This window comes from Streptomyces malachitofuscus, assembly GCF_055571035.1.
Map to the genome: position 1 here is coordinate 348,474 of NZ_JBVIGA010000001.1, position 16,245 is coordinate 364,718.

Below are 16,245 nucleotides of genomic sequence, written 5' to 3' on the forward strand. Positions count from 1 at the left end.
TCGTGACGGTCAGCCGCGCAGCTCCGCCAGCACCGCGTCCGTGAACGGCGGCCACACCTCGGCCGCCCAGGGGCCGAAGGCGCGGTCGGCGAGGGCGACGCACGCCGCGCCCGCGTCCGGGTCGATCCACAGGAACGTGCCCGACTGGCCGAAGTGGCCGAAGGTGCGCGGGGAGGACGACGCGCCCGTCCAGTGCGGGGACTTGGCGTCGCGGATCTCAAAGCCGAGGCCCCAGTCGTTGGGGTTCTGGTGGCCGTAGCCCGGCAGGACACCCTTGGTCCCCGGGTACTGCACGGTCATCGCCGCCGCGACCGTGCGCGGGTCCAGCAGCCGCGGGGCCTGCACCTCGGCGGCGAACCGCAGCAGGTCGTCGACCGAGGACACGCCGTCCTTGGCGGGGGAGCCGTCCAGCGAGGTCGCCGTCATCCCCAGCGGCTCCAGCACCGCCTGCCGCAGGTACTCCGCGAACGGGATCTCCGTCGCCTTCGCGACGTGGTCGCCGAGCTGCTCGAAACCGGCGTTGGAGTACAGCCGCCGCTCCCCGGGCGCCGAGGTCACCCGGTGCTCGTCGAACGCCAGCCCCGAGGTGTGCGCGAGCAGGTGCCGGACCGTGGAGCCGTCCGGGCCCGCCGGTTCGTCCAGCTCGATCGCGCCCTCCTCGTACGCCACCAGCACGGCGTACGCGGCGAGCGGCTTGGTGACCGAGGCCAGCGGGAAGCGGTGGGCCGCCGGCCCGTGGGTGCCCAGGACGGTGCCGTCCGCCCGTACGACACCCGCCGCGACGGTGGGAACCGGCCAGTTCTCGATCAGCGCGAGGCTCTTCAGCGACATGCCATCGAGCCTAAGCGTTCGCGGTACGGGCACCGCCCGGGGGCTCGTCCCGGACCGAGGGGCCGTTTCCCGCCCGCGCCGCTTGCTTGGAGTGCACTCCAGCGTTCTAGCGTGGGGGTCATGACGGTGACGGAGACGGAGAGCACGGACACCAGTGCCGACACCTGCGCCGGGCCCCCGCAGGGGAACCGGCGGCCGGACGGCGCGGACAGGTACACGATCAGCGAGGTCGCCGCCCTCACGGGGCTGACGGCGCACACCCTGCGCTGGTACGAGCGCATCGGACTGATGCCGCACATCGACCGTTCGCACACCGGGCAGCGTCGCTACACCAACCGCGACCTCGACTGGCTCGCCCTCGTCGGCAAGCTCCGCCTGACCGGAATGCCGGTCGCGGACATGGTGCGGTACGCGGAACTGGTGCGCGCGGGCGATCACACGTACACCGAGCGTTTCGAGCTGCTCAAGGAGACCCGCGAGGACGTGCTGTCCCGGATCGCCGAGCTCCAGGGCACGCTCGCCGTGCTCGACCGCAAGATCAGCTTCTACGCGGACGCGGGGCGGGCCCTGGCGTCTGAGAGGACACGATGACGAACAGCAGGATCGGCACGGCGGCACTGGGCGACGGCGGCCCGGAGGTGGGTGTACAGGGCCTCGGCTGCATGGGCATGAGTTTCGCGTACGGCCCGGTGGACGCCGACGCCTCCCGGGCGACCCTGGAGCGCGCCCTCGAACTGGGCGTCACGCTCTACGACACGGCGGACGCGTACGGCGCGGGCGACAACGAGCGGTTCCTCGCCCCGTTCTTCAAGGCCCACCGGGACGAGGTGGTCATCGCCACCAAGTTCGCCCTGGCCATCCCGCCGGACGACCCGACCCGGCGGATCATCCGCAACGACCCGCCGTACATCCGCCGCTGTGTCGAGGCGAGCCTGGAGCGCCTGGACGTCGATGTCATCGACCTCTACTACATGCACCGGCGCGACGTGAACGTGCCGATCGAGGAGACCGTCGGTGTCATGGCGGAGCTGGTGCGCGAGGGCAAGGTCAAGCAGCTGGGCCTGAGCGAGGTCACGGCCGACGAACTGCGCGCCGCCCACGGGGTGCACCCGATCGCCGCCGTGCAGTCGGAGTGGTCGCTGTTCAGCCGGGACATCGAGGCGAAGGTCGTACCGGCCGCGCACGAACTGGGCGTGACCCTCGTCCCGTACTCCCCGCTCGGCCGGGGCTTCCTCACCGGCTCCTTCGCCGACGCCGGCCAGGACCTGACGTCCGACGACTTCCGCCGCCGGATGCCCCGCTTCACCGGCGACAACGCGGCGGCCAACGTGACCCTGCTGGACCCGGTCCGCACGGTGGCCGAGGCCCACGACGCCACGCTCGGCCAGATCGCCCTGGCCTGGGTCCACCAGCAGGCGGCCGTCCACGGCCTGCAGGTGGTCCCCATCCCGGGCACCCGCAAGCCGGGCCGTGTGGAGGAGAACACGTCGGCGACCCACATCACCCTGACGGAAGGGGAGCTGGCCCTCCTGGACCCCATCGCCGCCCAGGTGGCGGGCCCCCGCTACGCGGACATGACGTTCACTTCCGCGGGCAGGGAGTAGAACGGCCCACCCAGGGGCGCGAGGAACGGCGCGGCCGGCCACACACGGCCCGCAGCGGAGGAACAACCGTCCCCGGCAGACGCTAGAGCTCCGCCAACAACTCCGCCTTCTTGGAGGAGAACTCCTCATCGGTCACCAGGCCGGCCTGATGGAGCTCCCCCAAGTGCCGGATCCGCTCGGCGATGTCCGCGGGGTCCCGGCGCGCACGCGCCGCGGGTATCGCCGGCACCGGCGCGCAGCTGCGCACCGCCGCCAGCACGGCCGCCGCGAACGGCAGGGACTCGTGCACGGGCCCGTACCCCAGCCCGAACACCACCGCCGCCGGATCCTGGTCGGCCTGCGCCGGCGGAGCCCCCGCGTCCCGCCGCAACAGCCGCAGATGCCCTTCGAACACCTCGGGCGACCGCCACTCCACCCCGCTCAGCTCACCGACCGCGAACCGCTGGTCCCCGGCCTTCCACTTCGCCGACGACGCGCCCGTCCAGAACCACCGGAAGGACACCGCCGTACCGTCGAAGGCGGCTTTCCCGTCGTACGCCTTGAACTGCAGCGGCACCTCGGGCGCGGCCACCAGATGGCGTTCGGCGGGACCGGACTCGGTGAGCCGGGCGCGCAGTTCGTCGGCGTAGTACTCCGCGAGCGTCTCGCGCTCGGCCGGCAGCACCAGCCGGTAGGGGTCGCTGCTCTCCTTCAACTGCCCGGCGGCAGCCTCCATCAGCGGATCCGCACCGGGCCGGAGCGCGGCACGCAGAACCACGGTGCCGCGCTTCCCCGGCGCGAGGGTCACCCCTTCGATCGCCTCCAGCGGCACACGGCGCTCCCCGAGTGCCTGGAACAGCTTGGGTGTTCGAATCCCCCGTTCGTAACGGATGAGTACGGAGTCGGACTCGAACTCCCAGGCGGCATGAAATCCGGCCAGTACGTCACCCATGCGGCTCATCGTATGCGGCACGAGCTTCTCCGTCCCCTCCCCGCGCATACCGCAGTATCTCCGTCTCTACGCGCGTCCGGTAGTGGTCGTACCGGACAAACCCGTCCGGCAGACGTCGTCCTCCTTGGCACAGGACACCGCGCCGTATGCGCCAACGCCGATCTCGGCGAAGTTCCGCAGACTGTCCGTGCCCGGCACGAAATACCCGGCGTGACCCTTCGCGTCCCGCGCCGACAGCACCCGCGCCCCGAAGCCGTCGGCCACCGGGTCGGCCCCGTGGCCCAGCCCGCCCAGCTCCAGATACGGCACGTCCTGGATCCAGTCGTCGGCGTCACGCATGGCCCACACTCGCGCGCTCGTGTGCAGCTGGGAGGCCTTCTCGACCCGCATGCCGGGGCTGCCCGCCACCGCGATGTCGGCCACCCGGTCCGGCAGGGAGCGCGCGGCGATCCCGCACACCACGGAGCCGTAGCTGTGGCAGAACAGCGAGACCGGTGAGGTCCCGGGCAGTGCGCGCACCAGGGCGTCCAGCCGCAGGGCGCCGTCCTCGGCGCGCATCGCCGTGGCCGCGTCCATGCCGAGCCCGCTGGGGGCGGTGTAGTCGGCCCAGGCGATCACGGCGGTGCGGGTGGCGGAGTCGGCGTCGCGTTCGGCCGCGTACAGGGACTTCGCCATGCCGACGGGGGCCGAGTACCTGCGGTGCGTGCGCTGGAAGGTGAGCAGGTCGGTGTCGACACCGGGAACGACGACCGAGACCCGCTCGGCGTCCCGCAGGTCGCCGAAGACCTCGGCGACCCGGCCCGGACCCGCCGGATCGAAGGCGAGGATGTGCCGGCCCGGGCGCATCAGCGCCCCGAATCGGTCCAGTCTGCGGGCGGCGTACCGCTGGCCGGAGGGGGTGAGACGGCTGTCGTGCACCCGTTTGAGCTCGACCTCGCGGGCCTGTGCCAATGCGATGCGGTTGGCGCGGTAGCGCAGCTCGACGGGCGCGCCGTTCATGTTGCCGACCGCCAGCGGATAACGGTGGGCGAGTTGCGCGCGCTGTCCCTCGGTGAGCGAGGCGAAGAACCGGGCCAGCCGCGCGGGCGCCGACTGCGGGTCCGGGAGCCGGTGACCGGCGATGCGGCCCTCCTCCCACGCGCTGAGCGACGCCTGGAGCGGGGCCGGGTGGCGCTGATGGCGCGACGCCGTCCAGCCGGTGGTCGCCAGCATCACGAAGACGACGGCGAGCGCGAGCAGCGCGCGCCAGACGTTCAGCTGCGGGGAGGTGTCGAAGGAAGTCACTGGAAGGACACACTAGGAGAACGGGAGTGTCTCGCGTGAATCAAGTGACCGGTATCACGTTTCGGTGAGCCGCTTCGGGGATCAATCCGTACGCCAGTTCCCCGCCAGCGCCGGGCCCACATGGTCCAGGCAGGTCGTCATCAGATCCCGCATGGCCGTGACGCTGAGGTCGTCGCCTGCGGACCAGCGCCGCTCCGCCACGCGGACCACGCCGCCGAACGCCGCCACCAGGACGCGCGGCCGGGGATCGGCGTCCACGTCGAGCCCTTCCCGCTCGGCGATGATCCGCGCCAGCTCCTCCTCCAGTTCGGTCGCGCGGCGCAGATGCGCGGCGAGCAGGGCGGGCGTCGACTCGATGACCCGGTAGACGCGCATGTGCAGCTCCAGCGGGACCAGTTGCTCCACGGCCTCGTTGATGCCGTCCCAGCTGTCCAGCACGGCCCGGCGCAGCACGTCCAGCGGCGCCTCGCCCGGCGGGCGGGCGCGCACCGCGTCGACGACGTGCGCCTCCGCGAGCCGGGGGACGAAGAACGCCACGTCCTCCTTGCTGGCGAAGTAGCGGAAGAAGGTGCGCTGCGAGACGTCGACGGCCGCGGCGATGTCGTCGACGGTCGTCCCCTCGTACCCGCGCGTGGCGATCAGCTCCAGCGCGGCCCTGACCAGCGCGTCCCGGGTGCGCTGCTTCTTGCGCTCCCGCAGTCCCGGCCGCGACAGCGCGCCCACGGCGGTCCCGACCGTCTCCATGTGCTCCTCCTCGAACCGTTTCCCCAGTTCAGGCTATACGCGAGTGTCGTGTCAGTTACCGACTAGTGAATTGGTTTGTCAACTGTCAGTCGCTGACATTAGCCTCGAACGCATGACTAGTCAGACCACCATCGACAAGGCGGGGCCGGGCGACGGGCCGCCGGCCGCTCCTTCGGGCGCGACGCCGGGCAAGGGGCTGCGCGGACACCCCTGGTTCACCCTCGTGACCGTCGCCGTGGGGGTCATGATGGTGGCCCTGGACGGCACCATCGTGGCCATCGCGAATCCGGCCATCGCCAGCGACCTGGGCGCCACCTTCGCCGAGGTCCAGTGGATCACCAATGCGTACTTCCTCGCCCTCGCGGTCTCCCTGATCACCGCGGGCAAGCTCGGCGACCGGTTCGGCCACCGGCAGACCTTCCTCATCGGTGTCGTCGGCTTCGCCGCCGCCTCGGGTGCCATCGGCCTGTCCGACAGCATCGCGCTGGTCATCACCTTCCGTGTGCTGCAGGGCCTGTTCGGCGCCCTGCTGATGCCGGCCGCGCTCGGCCTGCTGCGGGCCACGTTCCCGGCCGAGAAGCTCAACATGGCGATCGGCATCTGGGGCATGGTCATCGGCGCCTCCACCGCGGGCGGCCCGATCCTCGGCGGTGTGCTCGTCGAGCACGTCAACTGGCAGTCGGTGTTCTTCATCAACGTGCCGGTCGGCGTCCTCGCCGTCGCGCTCGGCGTGTGGATCCTGCTCGACCACCGCGCGGAGAACGCGCCGCGCTCGTTCGACGTGCTCGGCATAGCCCTGCTGTCCGCCGCGATGTTCTGCCTCGTCTGGGCCCTGATCAAGGCTCCGGAGTGGGGCTGGGGCGACGTGCAGACCTGGTCGTTCATCGTCGGCTCGTTCGTCGGCTTCGCGCTCTTCGCCTTCTGGGAGACCAAGGTGAGGGAGCCGCTGATCCCGCTGGCCCTGTTCCGCTCGGTCCCGCTGTCCGCGGGTGTGGTGCTGATGGTCCTGATGGCCATCGCCTTCATGGGCGGCCTGTTCTTCGTCACCTTCTACCTGCAGAACGTGCACGGCATGAGCCCGGTCGACGCCGGACTGCACCTGCTGCCGCTCACCGGGATGATGATCGTCGGCTCGCCGCTGGCGGGCGTGATGATCACCAAGGTGGGGCCGCGTATCCCGCTGGCGGGCGGCATGGCGTGCACCGCCCTCGCCATGTACGGCTTGTCGACGCTGGAGAAGGGCACCGGCAGCGGTGTCATGTCCGTCTGGTTCGCGCTCCTCGGCCTCGGGCTCGCCCCGGTCATGGTCGGTGCCACCGAAGTCATCGTGGGCAACGCGCCGTTGGAGCTGTCCGGAGTCGCCGGCGGCCTCCAGCAGGCCGCCATGCAGGTCGGCGGCAGCCTCGGCACGGCCGTGCTCGGCGCCGTGATGGCCTCGAAGGTGGACAGCGACCTGGAGGGCAACTGGGCGAAGGCCGGGCTCCCGCCGCTCACTCCCGAGCAGGCCGGCAAGGCGTCCGAAGCCGTCCAGGTCGGCGTGCCGCCGGTGACGGAGGACACCCCCGCCCCGCTCGCCGCGAAGATCACCGACGTCGCCCACGATACCTTCCTCTCCGGCATGAGTCTGGCGTCCCTGGTCGCCGCCGGAGTCGCCGTGGTGGCCGTCCTGGTCGCCTTCCTCACCAAGCGCGGTGCGAACGCGGAGGCCGGCGCGGGCGTCGGCCACATCTGACGGGCCGTCGTGTGACCCGGTTTCGCTCGTCAGGGTGAACCGTTGCGGTGATCCCGCCCCTCGCCGGGCGCCGCAGGTCACATGGGGTCACGTCCTCCGCAGGGCATGGAGGGCACCGGCTGCGGGCGCGCTGCTGGAGGGGGGCAGCGCGCATGCAGCGGCTCAGCGGCCGTTCGTCCGGCGTGAATTGACCGCGGATGCGGGGGTACCCGCCATGTCAACCAACCCTTCAGGGAGTTGATGATGGCGAGCTTCGGACACGGAACGCGCAGGCACCCCCGCACACGTGGCCGGACGTGGTCACGGTCCGGGCCGGATCGCGCGACGCTCGGGATCATCGGAGCCATCTGCGCGGTCGCAGGTTTCTTCGTGCTGGGGATCGTCCTCGGCCCGGTGGCGATGGTCTGCGGGTGGCTCGCCATGGGCCGCAGCTGGGCGGGTTCCCGCTCGGTCCCGGCCCTGGTCGCCCTGATCCTGGGCGCGATCGACACGCTCCTGGCCCTCGTCCTTCTGGCCGGAGCGGGCACACCGGGTTACGGGATGTTCTGACCTGGAGGCCCGAAGAAGCACACGGTGAGCCCTCGGCACGGCGCCGGGGGCTCACCCACGTTCGGGCTGCGGCTCCACAGCCGCCGACTTCAGCGCCGCCACCTCGCGGCGCAGCGCCCGCACCTCCAGACCGAGCGCCTCGATGGCCTCCGTCTGCCGCCGCTCCTCCGCGTCGTCCTTCTCGAAGCGGGCGATGAACCAGGCGGCGATGTTCGCCGTCACCACACCGAGCAGCGCGATCCCGGACAGCATCAGCCCCACGGCCAGCACGCGCCCCAGACCGGTGGTCGGCGCGTGGTCCCCGTAGCCCACGGTCGTCATCGTCGTGAAGGACCACCACACCGCGTCACCCAGCGTGCGGATGTTGCCGTCCGGCGAATCCCGCTCCACCGAGAGCACCGCGAGCGAGCCGAACATCAGCAGTCCGACCACCGACCCGGCGACATACGTCGTCAGCCTGATCTGCGAGGCCAGCCGGGCGCGCTGCCCGACCAGCAGCAGCGTCGACACCAGCCGCAGCAGCCGCAGCGGCTGGATCAGGGGGAGCAGTACGACGCACAGGTCCAGCCAGTGCGTCCGCAGGAACGCCCGGCGCCGATCGGCGAGCGTGAGCCGGACGGCGTAGTCGACCGCGAACGCTCCCCACACCGTCCACTCCACGGCCGTGCACAGGGCGACCAGCTGCCGGCTCGCGTCGGGCCGGACGATCGGCACGGCGTACGCGAGGGCGAAGGCCAGCGACAGGCCGAGGAGCGGCCGCTGGGTGCGGTGTTCCCAGCGGACCTGGGCCGAGTGCTGCTTCATGTCCCGCATCGTAGAAAACGGGGCGGTGCGGTGCGCCCACAGGGGCACCGCACCGTTACCCGCCCGTGCCCGCTTCCCGCGCCCCGCCGGAGGCGCTACGCGTCGCCGCCCGCGACCCCCGGATCCGCCGCCGCGACGTCCAGCAGCTGGTAGCGGTCGATCGCCTGCTTCAGGACCGAACGGTCGACGTGCCCCTCGCGGGCCAGTTCCGTCAGCACCGCCACCACGATCGACTGCGCGTCGATGTGGAAGAACCGCCGCGCCGCCCCCCGCGTGTCCGCGAACCCGAACCCGTCCGCGCCCAGCGACTGGTACGTCCCCGGCACCCACCGCGCGATCTGGTCCGGCACCGACCGCATCCAGTCGGACACCGCCACCACCGGCCCCCGCGCCGCCGCCAGCTTCCGCGTCACATACGGCGTCCGCTGCTCCTCCTCCGGGTGCAGCAGGTTGTGCCGCTCGCAGTCCACCGCCTCGCGCCGCAGTTCGTTCCAGGAGGTCGCCGACCAGACGTCCGCCCGGACGTTCCACTCCTCGGCGAGGATGCGCTGCGCCTCGATCGCCCACGGGACCGCGACCCCGGACGCCAGGATCTGCGCCGGGAGCGAACCCGCCGTGCCCTCGCTGAAGCGGTGGAGGCCCTTGACGATGCCCTCCGCGTCCACGTTCTCGGGCTCGGCGGGGTGCTGGATCGGCTCGTTGTACACGGTGAGGTAGTAGAAGACGTCCTCGCCGTGCGGATGCTGCTCGTCCCCGCCGTACATCCGGCGCAGTCCGTCCTGCACGATGTGCGCGATCTCGAAGCCGAAGGCCGGGTCGTACGCGACACACGCCGGGTTCGTGGACGCCAGCAGCTGCGAGTGGCCGTCCGCGTGCTGGAGCCCCTCGCCGGTCAGCGTCGTACGCCCCGCGGTCGCGCCGAGGACGAACCCGCGGGCCATCTGGTCGGCCATCTGCCAGAACTGGTCACCGGTGCGCTGGAAACCGAACATCGAGTAGAAGACGTACACCGGGATGAGCGGCTCCCCGTGCGTGGCGTACGCCGATCCGGCGGCGATCAGCGAGGCCGTGCAGCCGGCCTCGGAGATGCCGTCGTGCAGCATCTGCCCGTTGGGCGCCTCCTTGTAGGCGAGCAGCAGCTCCCGGTCCACGGACTCGTACTGCTGTCCGAGCGGGTTGTAGATCTTCGCGCTCGGGAAGAACGAGTCCATGCCGAACGTGCGGTACTCGTCCGGCGCGATCAGCACGAACCGCCTGCCGATCTCCTTGTCCCGCATGAGGTCCTTCAGGAGCCGCACGAAGGCCATGGTCGTCGCGATGGACTGCTGACCGGAGCCCTTCTTCACGGTCGCGTACGTCTTGTCCTCGGGAAGCCGCAGCGGCTTCGACCGCACCACCCGCGTCGGCACATAACCGCCCAGGGACTTGCGGCGGTCGTGCATGTACTGCATCTCCTCCGTGTCCGGGCCCGGGTGGTAGTAGGGCGGCAGACCGGACTCGAGGTCCTTGTCGGCGATCGGCAGGTGCAGCCGGTCCCGGAAGTGCTTCAGGTCGTCGACCGTCAGCTTCTTCATCTGGTGCGTGGCGTTGCGGCCCTCGAAGTTCGGACCCAGGGTCCAGCCCTTGATCGTCTTCGCGAGGATCACCGTCGGCTGGCCCTTGTGCTCCAGGGCCGCCTTGTACGCGGCGTAGATCTTGCGGTGGTCGTGGCCGCCGCGCCCCAGGTGCAGGATCTGGTCGTCGGTCATGCCCTCGACCATCGCGCGCAGCCGGTGGTCGTCGCCGAAGAAGTGGTCGCGGATGTACGCACCCGACTCGGTGGCGTACGTCTGGAACTGCCCGTCCGGCGTGGTGTTCATCTTGTTGACCAGCACACCGTCGCGGTCCTGGGCGAGCAGCGGGTCCCAGGTGCGGTCCCAGACCAGCTTGATCACGTTCCAGCCGGCGCCCCGGAAGACCGACTCCAGCTCCTGGATGATCTTGCCGTTGCCGCGCACCGGCCCGTCCAGCCGCTGCAGGTTGCAGTTGACCACGAAGGTGAGGTTGTCCAGCCCCTCGCGCGCGGCGATGGTCAGCTGGCCCAGCGACTCCGGCTCGTCCATCTCGCCGTCGCCGAGGAACGCCCACACGTGCGACTGCGACGTGTCCGCGATGCCGCGCGCGTGCATGTAGCGGTTCATCCGCGCCTGGTAGATCGCGCCGATCGGGCCCAGGCCCATCGAGACGGTCGGGAACTCCCAGAAGTCCGGCATCAGCCGCGGGTGCGGATACGACGACAGCGCGTACGGCGCCCTGGACTTCTCCTGCCGGAAGCCGTCCAGGTGCCGCTCGCTCAGCCGGTCCAGCAGGTACGCGCGAGCGTAGATGCCGGGCGAGGCGTGGCCCTGGAAGAAGACCTGGTCGCCGCCGTCGCCCCCGTCCTTGCCGCGGAAGAAGTGGTTGAACCCCACGTCGTACAGCGAGGCGGACGACGCGAAGGTGGCGATGTGGCCGCCGACCCCGATTCCCGGCCGCTGCGCGCGCGAGACCATCACGGCGGCGTTCCAGCGGGTCGCGTTGAGGATCTTGCGTTCGATCTCCTCGTTGCCCGGGAAGAACGGCTCGGCCCGGGTCGGGATCGTGTTCACGTAGTCCGTGCTGCGCATCTCGGGGACGGCCACGCGCCTGGCGCGGGCCCGTTCGATCAGTCGCAGCATCAGATAGCGGGCCCGCTCCCGGCCGCGCTCGTCGACCGCGGCGTCGAGGGAGTCGAGCCACTCCTGCGTTTCCTCGGGATCGAAGTCAGGAACCTGACTCGGAAGGCCGCCAATGATGATCGGGTTGCGATCGGATGCGGAAGCCACGCTGTTCCTTACCTGTCAGAGGGCCGTGAAAGGGCCGCGTTTCGCTGCTACGGCCCGGTTTGCGCCGCTCCCCATGGTCCACCTCGGGGCCGCCGACGTCATCTCTACCGGGAGGTAATCCGCGGGCGCGACCAGTACGGTGTGCACAGGGCTCGTCCATTCGAGTCTTCGTACACATGGACGGTTCCCAAAGGGCCAAACGGGGCACAAAGGTGTGGTGTGCATCACTGCGGGCCATGATGGTGTGCCTGGAGTTGCGGTGACCCGGCCAGGATCGTCACCGTTTCGGCGGTCAGCACGGCCGGGTACTTGCGCGATCCGTCCCGCCCGTGTGGACTACGGCCAATGCTTCGCGCACGCGCGTGGCTGAGTTATTTCCCAAGACATGATCAGGAGGCAACCCGTGAGCGCGACCGCGGACCACGCGGAGGAGCGGACGAACCCTGCCGCCAGGCTGGGGTTCCAGCCCGGGCAGGTGGTCCAGGAGATCGGCTACGACGACGACGTCGACCAGGAGCTCCGCGAGGCCATCGAGGGCGTCATCGAGAGTGACCTGGTCGACGAGGACTACGACGACGTGGCTGACGCCGTTGTGCTGTGGTTCCGCGACGACGACGGCGACCTGACGGATGCGCTGGTGGATGCCGGCACGTACATCGAAGAGGGTGGCGCGATCCTGCTCCTCACGCCGAAGACCGGCCGTTCGGGCTACGTCGAGCCGAGCGACATCTCGGAGGCCGCCACCACGGCGGGTCTGACGGCGTCCAAGAGCGTCAGCGTCGGCAAGGACTGGAGCGGCAGCCGGCTGGCCACCCCGAAGGCGGCCAAGTCGAAGCGGTGAATCACCCCGGACGGGTCGGTCGCCACAGGCGTCGGCCCGTTCGTCGGCCTGTCGTACTCCCTGCGTAGGGTGGATCGGAGCGAACCACCCCGAAGGGATGAACACGACGATGGCGATCCAGGCCGGCGACAAGGCCCCGGACTTCGAGCTCAAGGACAACCACGGGGCCACTGTGCGGCTCTCCGACTACCGCGGCCGCAAGAACGTGGTGCTGCTCTTCTACCCGTTCGCCTTCACCGGCGTGTGCACGGGCGAGCTGTGCGAGGTCCGCGACCACCTGCCGCAGTTCTCCGACCGCGACACCGAGGTGCTCGCGGTGTCCAACGACTCCATCCACACCCTGCGCGTCTTCGGCGAGCAGGAGCGCCTGGAGTACCCGCTGCTCAGCGACTTCTGGCCGCACGGCAACGTCTCCCGCGCCTACGGCGTCTTCGACGAGGACAAGGGATGTGCCGTGCGCGGGACCTTCGTCATCGACAAGGAGGGCGTCGTGCGCTGGACCGTCGTCAACGGTCTGCCGGACGCCCGTGACCTGAACGAGTACGTCAAGGCGCTCGACACCCTGTGATTGTTCGCTTCCAGGGCCTGCGAGCTCCGGGAACCCGTCACTAGGATCTACTCGTTGATCCGACATCCAACGCACTACGGGGCACCCCGCCCCTGGACACCAATGGAGGACTCGTGGGAGTCAGCCTCAGCAAGGGCGGCAACGTATCGCTGAGCAAGGAGGCGCCGGGCCTGACCGCGGTCATCATCGGACTGGGGTGGGACGTCCGTACGACGACCGGCACCGACTTCGACCTGGACGCCAGCGCCCTGCTGCTGAACAACTCGGGCAAGGTCGGCAGCGACGCCAACTTCGTCTTCTTCAACAACCTCAAGAGCCCGGACGGCTCCGTCGAACACACCGGTGACAACCTCACCGGTGAGGGCGAGGGCGACGACGAGCAGATCAAGGTCAACCTGGCCGGTGTCCCGGCGGACATCGAGAAGATCGTCTTCCCGGTCTCCATCTACGACGCCGAGAACCGCCAGCAGTCCTTCGGCCAGGTGCGCAACGCCTTCATCCGCGTCGTCAACCAGGCCGGCGGCGCCGAGATCGCCCGCTACGACCTCTCGGAGGACGCCTCCACCGAGACGGCCATGGTCTTCGGCGAGCTGTACCGGCACGGTGCGGAGTGGAAGTTCCGCGCCATCGGCCAGGGCTACGCGTCGGGCCTGCGCGGCATCGCGCAGGACTTCGGCGTGAACGTCTGAGATGGTCACGCGGGCGGCGACGCCCGAGCCAGGCCGCCGACCGCGGCCACACCGCCCGGCGCCGCACGGTTTACGTGCGGCGCCGGACGCGCAGGACCACCTGAGAGACACCAACCGGAGGGGGACCAGCATCATGGGCGTCACGCTTGCCAAGGGGGGAAACGTCTCCCTGTCCAAGGCCGCACCCAACCTCACACAGGTCATGATCGGTCTGGGCTGGGACGCGCGCTCCACCACCGGAGCGGACTTCGACCTCGATGCCAGCGCGCTGATGTGCACCGGCGGCCGGGTCATGGGGGACGAGTGGTTCATCTTCTACAACCAGCTCAAGAGCCCCGACGGCTCGGTGGAGCACACCGGGGACAACCTCACCGGTGAGGGCGACGGAGACGACGAGTCCCTGCTGGTCGACCTGCCCAAGGTGCCGCAGCAGTGCGACAAGATCGTCTTCCCGGTCTCCATCCACATGGCCGACGAGCGTGGCCAGACCTTCGGCCAGGTCAGCAACGCCTTCATCCGCGTGGTGAACCAGGCGGACGGCCAGGAGCTCGCCCGCTACGACCTGAGCGAGGACGCCTCCACCGAGACCGCGATGATCTTCGGTGAGCTCTACCGCTACCAGGGCGAGTGGAAGTTCCGTGCAGTGGGGCAGGGGTACGCGTCGGGGCTGCGCGGCATCGCTCTAGACTTCGGAGTCAACGTTTCGTAAAGCCGATCACGGCAGCGGGGGAGACCCGTTAACACACCTGGGGTAGCCAGTGGTTCTGAAAACCTTCGGCTGGTCGTTCGCGGTCACCGCGCTCGGCCTGGTCGCAGCGATCCTCTTCGGGGGGTGGACCGCCTTCGGAATCGTGGCGATCCTCTCGATCCTCGAGATCTCGCTGTCCTTCGACAACGCGGTGGTCAACGCCGGCATCCTGAAGAAGATGAATGCCTTCTGGCAGAAGATCTTCCTCACCATCGGCATTCTGATCGCCGTCTTCGGTATGCGGCTGGTCTTCCCCGTCGTCATCGTCGCCGTCAGCGCACAGCTCGGTCCCATCGAAGCGGTCGACCTCGCGCTCAGCGACAAGGACCGTTACCAGGAGCTCGTCACCGACGCCCACCCGGCGATCGCCGCGTTCGGTGGCATGTTCCTGCTCATGATCTTCCTGGACTTCATCTTCGAGGACCGGGACATCAAGTGGCTCGGCTGGCTGGAGCGCCCGCTGGCCAAGCTCGGCAAGATCGACATGCTGTCGGTCTGCATCGCGCTCATCATCCTGCTGATCTCCGCCGTCACCTTCGCCACCAACGCCCACCAGCACGGCGGCGCGCACGTGGACAAGTCGGCCACGGTCCTGCTCTCCGGCATCGCCGGTCTGATCACCTACATGATCGTGGGCGGTCTCTCCGGATTCTTCGAGGACAAGCTCGAAGAGGAGGAGGAACGCGAACACGAGGAGGAGGAGAAGGCCGAGCGCGAAGGCAAGCCCCGCTCGGCGGTCGCCCTCGCCGGCAAGGCCGCGTTCTTCATGTTCCTCTACCTCGAGGTCCTCGACGCGTCCTTCTCCTTCGACGGTGTGATCGGTGCCTTCGCCATCACCAACGACATCGTGCTGATGGCGCTCGGCCTCGGCATCGGCGCCATGTACGTCCGTTCGCTCACGGTCTACCTGGTCCGCCAGGGCACCCTGGACGACTACGTGTACCTGGAGCACGGCGCGCACTACGCGATCGGCGCCCTGGCGATGATCCTGCTGGTCACGATCCAGTACGAGATCAACGAGATCATCACGGGTCTGATCGGCGTCGTCCTGATCGGCGCCTCCTTCTGGTCCTCCGTGCGCCGCAACCGGGCGCTCGCGGCGGCAGAGGGAAACGCGGACGAGAAGACTGAGGTCTCCTCGGGGGTGTGACAGCCCTCCGGGTGAGGAACGCTCTCGACGGGGCGGCCACCGAGGACCACTCCTCGCCGGCCGCCCCGTCGGCCGTCCAGGGCACGGGTGTGCCCGGCGGCCGGGGCGGGGGCCGACAAGCGGACTTGGGGCGGGAATGGGTTTCCTGGACGGACTGCGGCGCGGCAGCGAGAGCGCCTTCGACTCGGGCAACGCGGCCACCAACGCGATCGAGCTGACCAAACGGCACGCTCAGGTGTCGCTGACCAAGCAAGGGGCGGCCACCGGCCATCTGCGGATCAATCTGAGCTGGCGGATGCGCACCTCCGACTTCGGCGGCCCTCAGCGGGAGAGCCTGCTGCGCCACCCCCTGAAGGCGCTCAAGCCCCCGGAGGTCGTCGGCCACAGCCAGTCCATGGTCAACGTCGACCTCGACCTCGGCTGTCTCTACGAGCTCCAGGACGGCACCAAGGGCGTGGTCCAGCCCCTCGGCGGCTTCCTCGGCGACGTCAACGCGCCGCCGTACGTCAAGCTCAGCGGTGACGACCGGTTCGGCTCGGCCTCCGGCGAGACGATCTACGTCAACCTCGACCACCGCGAGCAGATCAAACGCCTGCTGGTCTTCGCGTACATCTACGACCAGACACCCGCGTTCGACCGGACGCACGCCATCGTCACGCTGTTCCCGAGCAACGGCCCCCGGATCGAGATCGGCCTCGACGAGCGCCATCCCCAGGCCCGCTCCTGTGCGGTGGTGATGATCGAGAACGTGAAGAACGAGATCCTCGTCCGCCGCGAGGTGAAGTTCGTGTACGGCTTCCAGGCGGAGCTGGACCGGCTGTACGGGTGGGGACTGCAGTGGGGCAGGGGCTTCAAGAGCAAGGCCGAGCGCTGAGCGGGCCCCGGTCCGGGGCGCCGGTGTCCGCAAGGGCCTGTGGTTTGGACCAC

At 69.7% G+C, this 16,245-nt stretch carries 16 protein-coding genes; 10 read left to right on the forward strand and 6 right to left on the reverse strand.

Annotated features, from left to right (window positions below; all coding sequences use genetic code 11):
* Nucleotides 1–9 precede the first annotated feature (9 nt).
* Nucleotides 10–831, reverse strand: a complete 822-nt coding sequence (locus ACZ44S_RS01540) for a serine hydrolase domain-containing protein (RefSeq protein WP_466923143.1) — start codon at nucleotides 829–831, stop codon at nucleotides 10–12.
* 120 nt (nucleotides 832–951) lie between these two features.
* On the opposite strand from ACZ44S_RS01540, the gene ACZ44S_RS01545 reads away from it, so the two are divergent.
* Nucleotides 952–1,422 (forward strand): MerR family transcriptional regulator, encoded by a 471-nt coding sequence (locus ACZ44S_RS01545; protein ID WP_466923146.1) that lies wholly within the window; start codon nucleotides 952–954, stop codon nucleotides 1,420–1,422.
* The gene (locus tag ACZ44S_RS01550; protein ID WP_466923149.1) at nucleotides 1,419–2,435 is read left to right on the forward strand and encodes an aldo/keto reductase; all 1,017 of its coding nucleotides are present in this window, start codon (nucleotides 1,419–1,421) and stop codon (nucleotides 2,433–2,435) included. Before ACZ44S_RS01545 ends, ACZ44S_RS01550 begins: the two co-directional genes overlap by 4 nt.
* 82 nt (nucleotides 2,436–2,517) lie before the next feature.
* On the opposite strand, the gene ACZ44S_RS01555 is transcribed toward ACZ44S_RS01550, so the two are convergent.
* The 3 genes from ACZ44S_RS01555 to ACZ44S_RS01565 form a co-directional block, all read right to left on the reverse strand.
* Nucleotides 2,518–3,366 (reverse strand): DUF4429 domain-containing protein, encoded by an 849-nt coding sequence (locus ACZ44S_RS01555; RefSeq protein WP_466923152.1) that lies wholly within the window; start codon nucleotides 3,364–3,366, stop codon nucleotides 2,518–2,520.
* 66 nt (nucleotides 3,367–3,432) lie between these two features.
* On the reverse strand, nucleotides 3,433–4,650 hold the full coding sequence (locus ACZ44S_RS01560; RefSeq protein ID WP_466923155.1) for an alpha/beta hydrolase: 1,218 nt from the start codon (nucleotides 4,648–4,650) through the stop codon (nucleotides 3,433–3,435).
* Between the two features lie 81 nt (nucleotides 4,651–4,731).
* Nucleotides 4,732–5,394 carry a TetR family transcriptional regulator gene (locus ACZ44S_RS01565; protein WP_466923158.1) on the reverse strand — a complete coding sequence of 221 codons (663 nt, stop codon included), beginning with the start codon at nucleotides 5,392–5,394 and terminating at the stop codon, nucleotides 4,732–4,734.
* A 112-nt stretch (nucleotides 5,395–5,506) separates the two neighbouring features.
* Here ACZ44S_RS01565 and ACZ44S_RS01570 point away from each other — a divergent pair, with 112 nt between their 5' ends.
* Nucleotides 5,507–7,126, forward strand: a complete 1,620-nt coding sequence (locus ACZ44S_RS01570) for an MFS transporter (RefSeq protein ID WP_466923161.1) — start codon at nucleotides 5,507–5,509, stop codon at nucleotides 7,124–7,126.
* Nucleotides 7,127–7,366: 240 nt separating this feature from the next.
* Nucleotides 7,367–7,675 carry a small hydrophobic protein gene (locus tag ACZ44S_RS01575; RefSeq protein WP_466923164.1) on the forward strand — a complete coding sequence of 103 codons (309 nt, stop codon included), beginning with the start codon at nucleotides 7,367–7,369 and terminating at the stop codon, nucleotides 7,673–7,675.
* Between the two features lie 51 nt (nucleotides 7,676–7,726).
* On the opposite strand, the gene ACZ44S_RS01580 is transcribed toward ACZ44S_RS01575, so the two are convergent.
* On the reverse strand, nucleotides 7,727–8,479 hold the full coding sequence (locus ACZ44S_RS01580; protein ID WP_466923167.1) for a potassium channel family protein: 753 nt from the start codon (nucleotides 8,477–8,479) through the stop codon (nucleotides 7,727–7,729).
* A gap of 95 nt (nucleotides 8,480–8,574) precedes the next feature.
* Nucleotides 8,575–11,322, reverse strand: coding sequence for a pyruvate dehydrogenase (acetyl-transferring), homodimeric type (gene aceE, locus ACZ44S_RS01585; protein WP_466923170.1), 2,748 nt, complete (start codon nucleotides 11,320–11,322; stop codon nucleotides 8,575–8,577).
* A gap of 403 nt (nucleotides 11,323–11,725) precedes the next feature.
* On the opposite strand from aceE, the gene ACZ44S_RS01590 reads away from it, so the two are divergent.
* The 6 genes from ACZ44S_RS01590 (at nucleotide 11,726) to ACZ44S_RS01615 (ending at nucleotide 16,192) form a co-directional block, all read left to right on the forward strand.
* Entirely contained in the window at nucleotides 11,726–12,163 is a 438-nt protein-coding gene (locus ACZ44S_RS01590; RefSeq protein WP_037937378.1) for a DUF3052 domain-containing protein, read from the forward strand.
* 109 nt (nucleotides 12,164–12,272) lie between these two features.
* Entirely contained in the window at nucleotides 12,273–12,731 is a 459-nt protein-coding gene (locus tag ACZ44S_RS01595) for a peroxiredoxin (protein ID WP_466923635.1), read from the forward strand.
* A gap of 113 nt (nucleotides 12,732–12,844) precedes the next feature.
* On the forward strand, nucleotides 12,845–13,420 hold the full coding sequence (locus tag ACZ44S_RS01600) for a TerD family protein (protein ID WP_037937384.1): 576 nt from the start codon (nucleotides 12,845–12,847) through the stop codon (nucleotides 13,418–13,420).
* A 133-nt stretch (nucleotides 13,421–13,553) separates the two neighbouring features.
* Complete coding sequence (locus ACZ44S_RS01605; RefSeq protein WP_466923174.1) at nucleotides 13,554–14,129, forward strand: TerD family protein; 576 nt, start codon at nucleotides 13,554–13,556, stop codon at nucleotides 14,127–14,129.
* Nucleotides 14,130–14,178: 49 nt separating this feature from the next.
* Nucleotides 14,179–15,318, forward strand: a complete 1,140-nt coding sequence (locus tag ACZ44S_RS01610) for a DUF475 domain-containing protein (RefSeq protein ID WP_466923176.1) — start codon at nucleotides 14,179–14,181, stop codon at nucleotides 15,316–15,318.
* A gap of 136 nt (nucleotides 15,319–15,454) precedes the next feature.
* On the forward strand, nucleotides 15,455–16,192 hold the full coding sequence (locus ACZ44S_RS01615; protein ID WP_190165992.1) for a TerD family protein: 738 nt from the start codon (nucleotides 15,455–15,457) through the stop codon (nucleotides 16,190–16,192).
* Nucleotides 16,193–16,245: the final 53 nt, after the last annotated feature.

Bases quoted from the DNA above. Each gene is read 5' to 3' on its own strand.
- ACZ44S_RS01540 (WP_466923143.1), bottom strand. From the start codon at position 831: ATGTCGCTGAAGAGCCTCGCGCTGATCGAGAACTGGCCGGTTCCCACC.
- ACZ44S_RS01545 (WP_466923146.1), top strand. From the start codon at position 952: ATGACGGTGACGGAGACGGAGAGCACGGACACCAGTGCCGACACCTGC.
- ACZ44S_RS01550 (WP_466923149.1), top strand. From the start codon at position 1,419: ATGACGAACAGCAGGATCGGCACGGCGGCACTGGGCGACGGCGGCCCG.
- ACZ44S_RS01555 (WP_466923152.1), bottom strand. From the start codon at position 3,366: ATGGGTGACGTACTGGCCGGATTTCATGCCGCCTGGGAGTTCGAGTCC.
- ACZ44S_RS01565 (WP_466923158.1), bottom strand. From the start codon at position 5,394: ATGGAGACGGTCGGGACCGCCGTGGGCGCGCTGTCGCGGCCGGGACTG.
- ACZ44S_RS01570 (WP_466923161.1), top strand. From the start codon at position 5,507: ATGACTAGTCAGACCACCATCGACAAGGCGGGGCCGGGCGACGGGCCG.
- ACZ44S_RS01575 (WP_466923164.1), top strand. From the start codon at position 7,367: ATGATGGCGAGCTTCGGACACGGAACGCGCAGGCACCCCCGCACACGT.
- ACZ44S_RS01580 (WP_466923167.1), bottom strand. From the start codon at position 8,479: ATGAAGCAGCACTCGGCCCAGGTCCGCTGGGAACACCGCACCCAGCGG.
- ACZ44S_RS01595 (WP_466923635.1), top strand. From the start codon at position 12,273: ATGGCGATCCAGGCCGGCGACAAGGCCCCGGACTTCGAGCTCAAGGAC.
- ACZ44S_RS01605 (WP_466923174.1), top strand. From the start codon at position 13,554: ATGGGCGTCACGCTTGCCAAGGGGGGAAACGTCTCCCTGTCCAAGGCC.
- ACZ44S_RS01615 (WP_190165992.1), top strand. From the start codon at position 15,455: ATGGGTTTCCTGGACGGACTGCGGCGCGGCAGCGAGAGCGCCTTCGAC.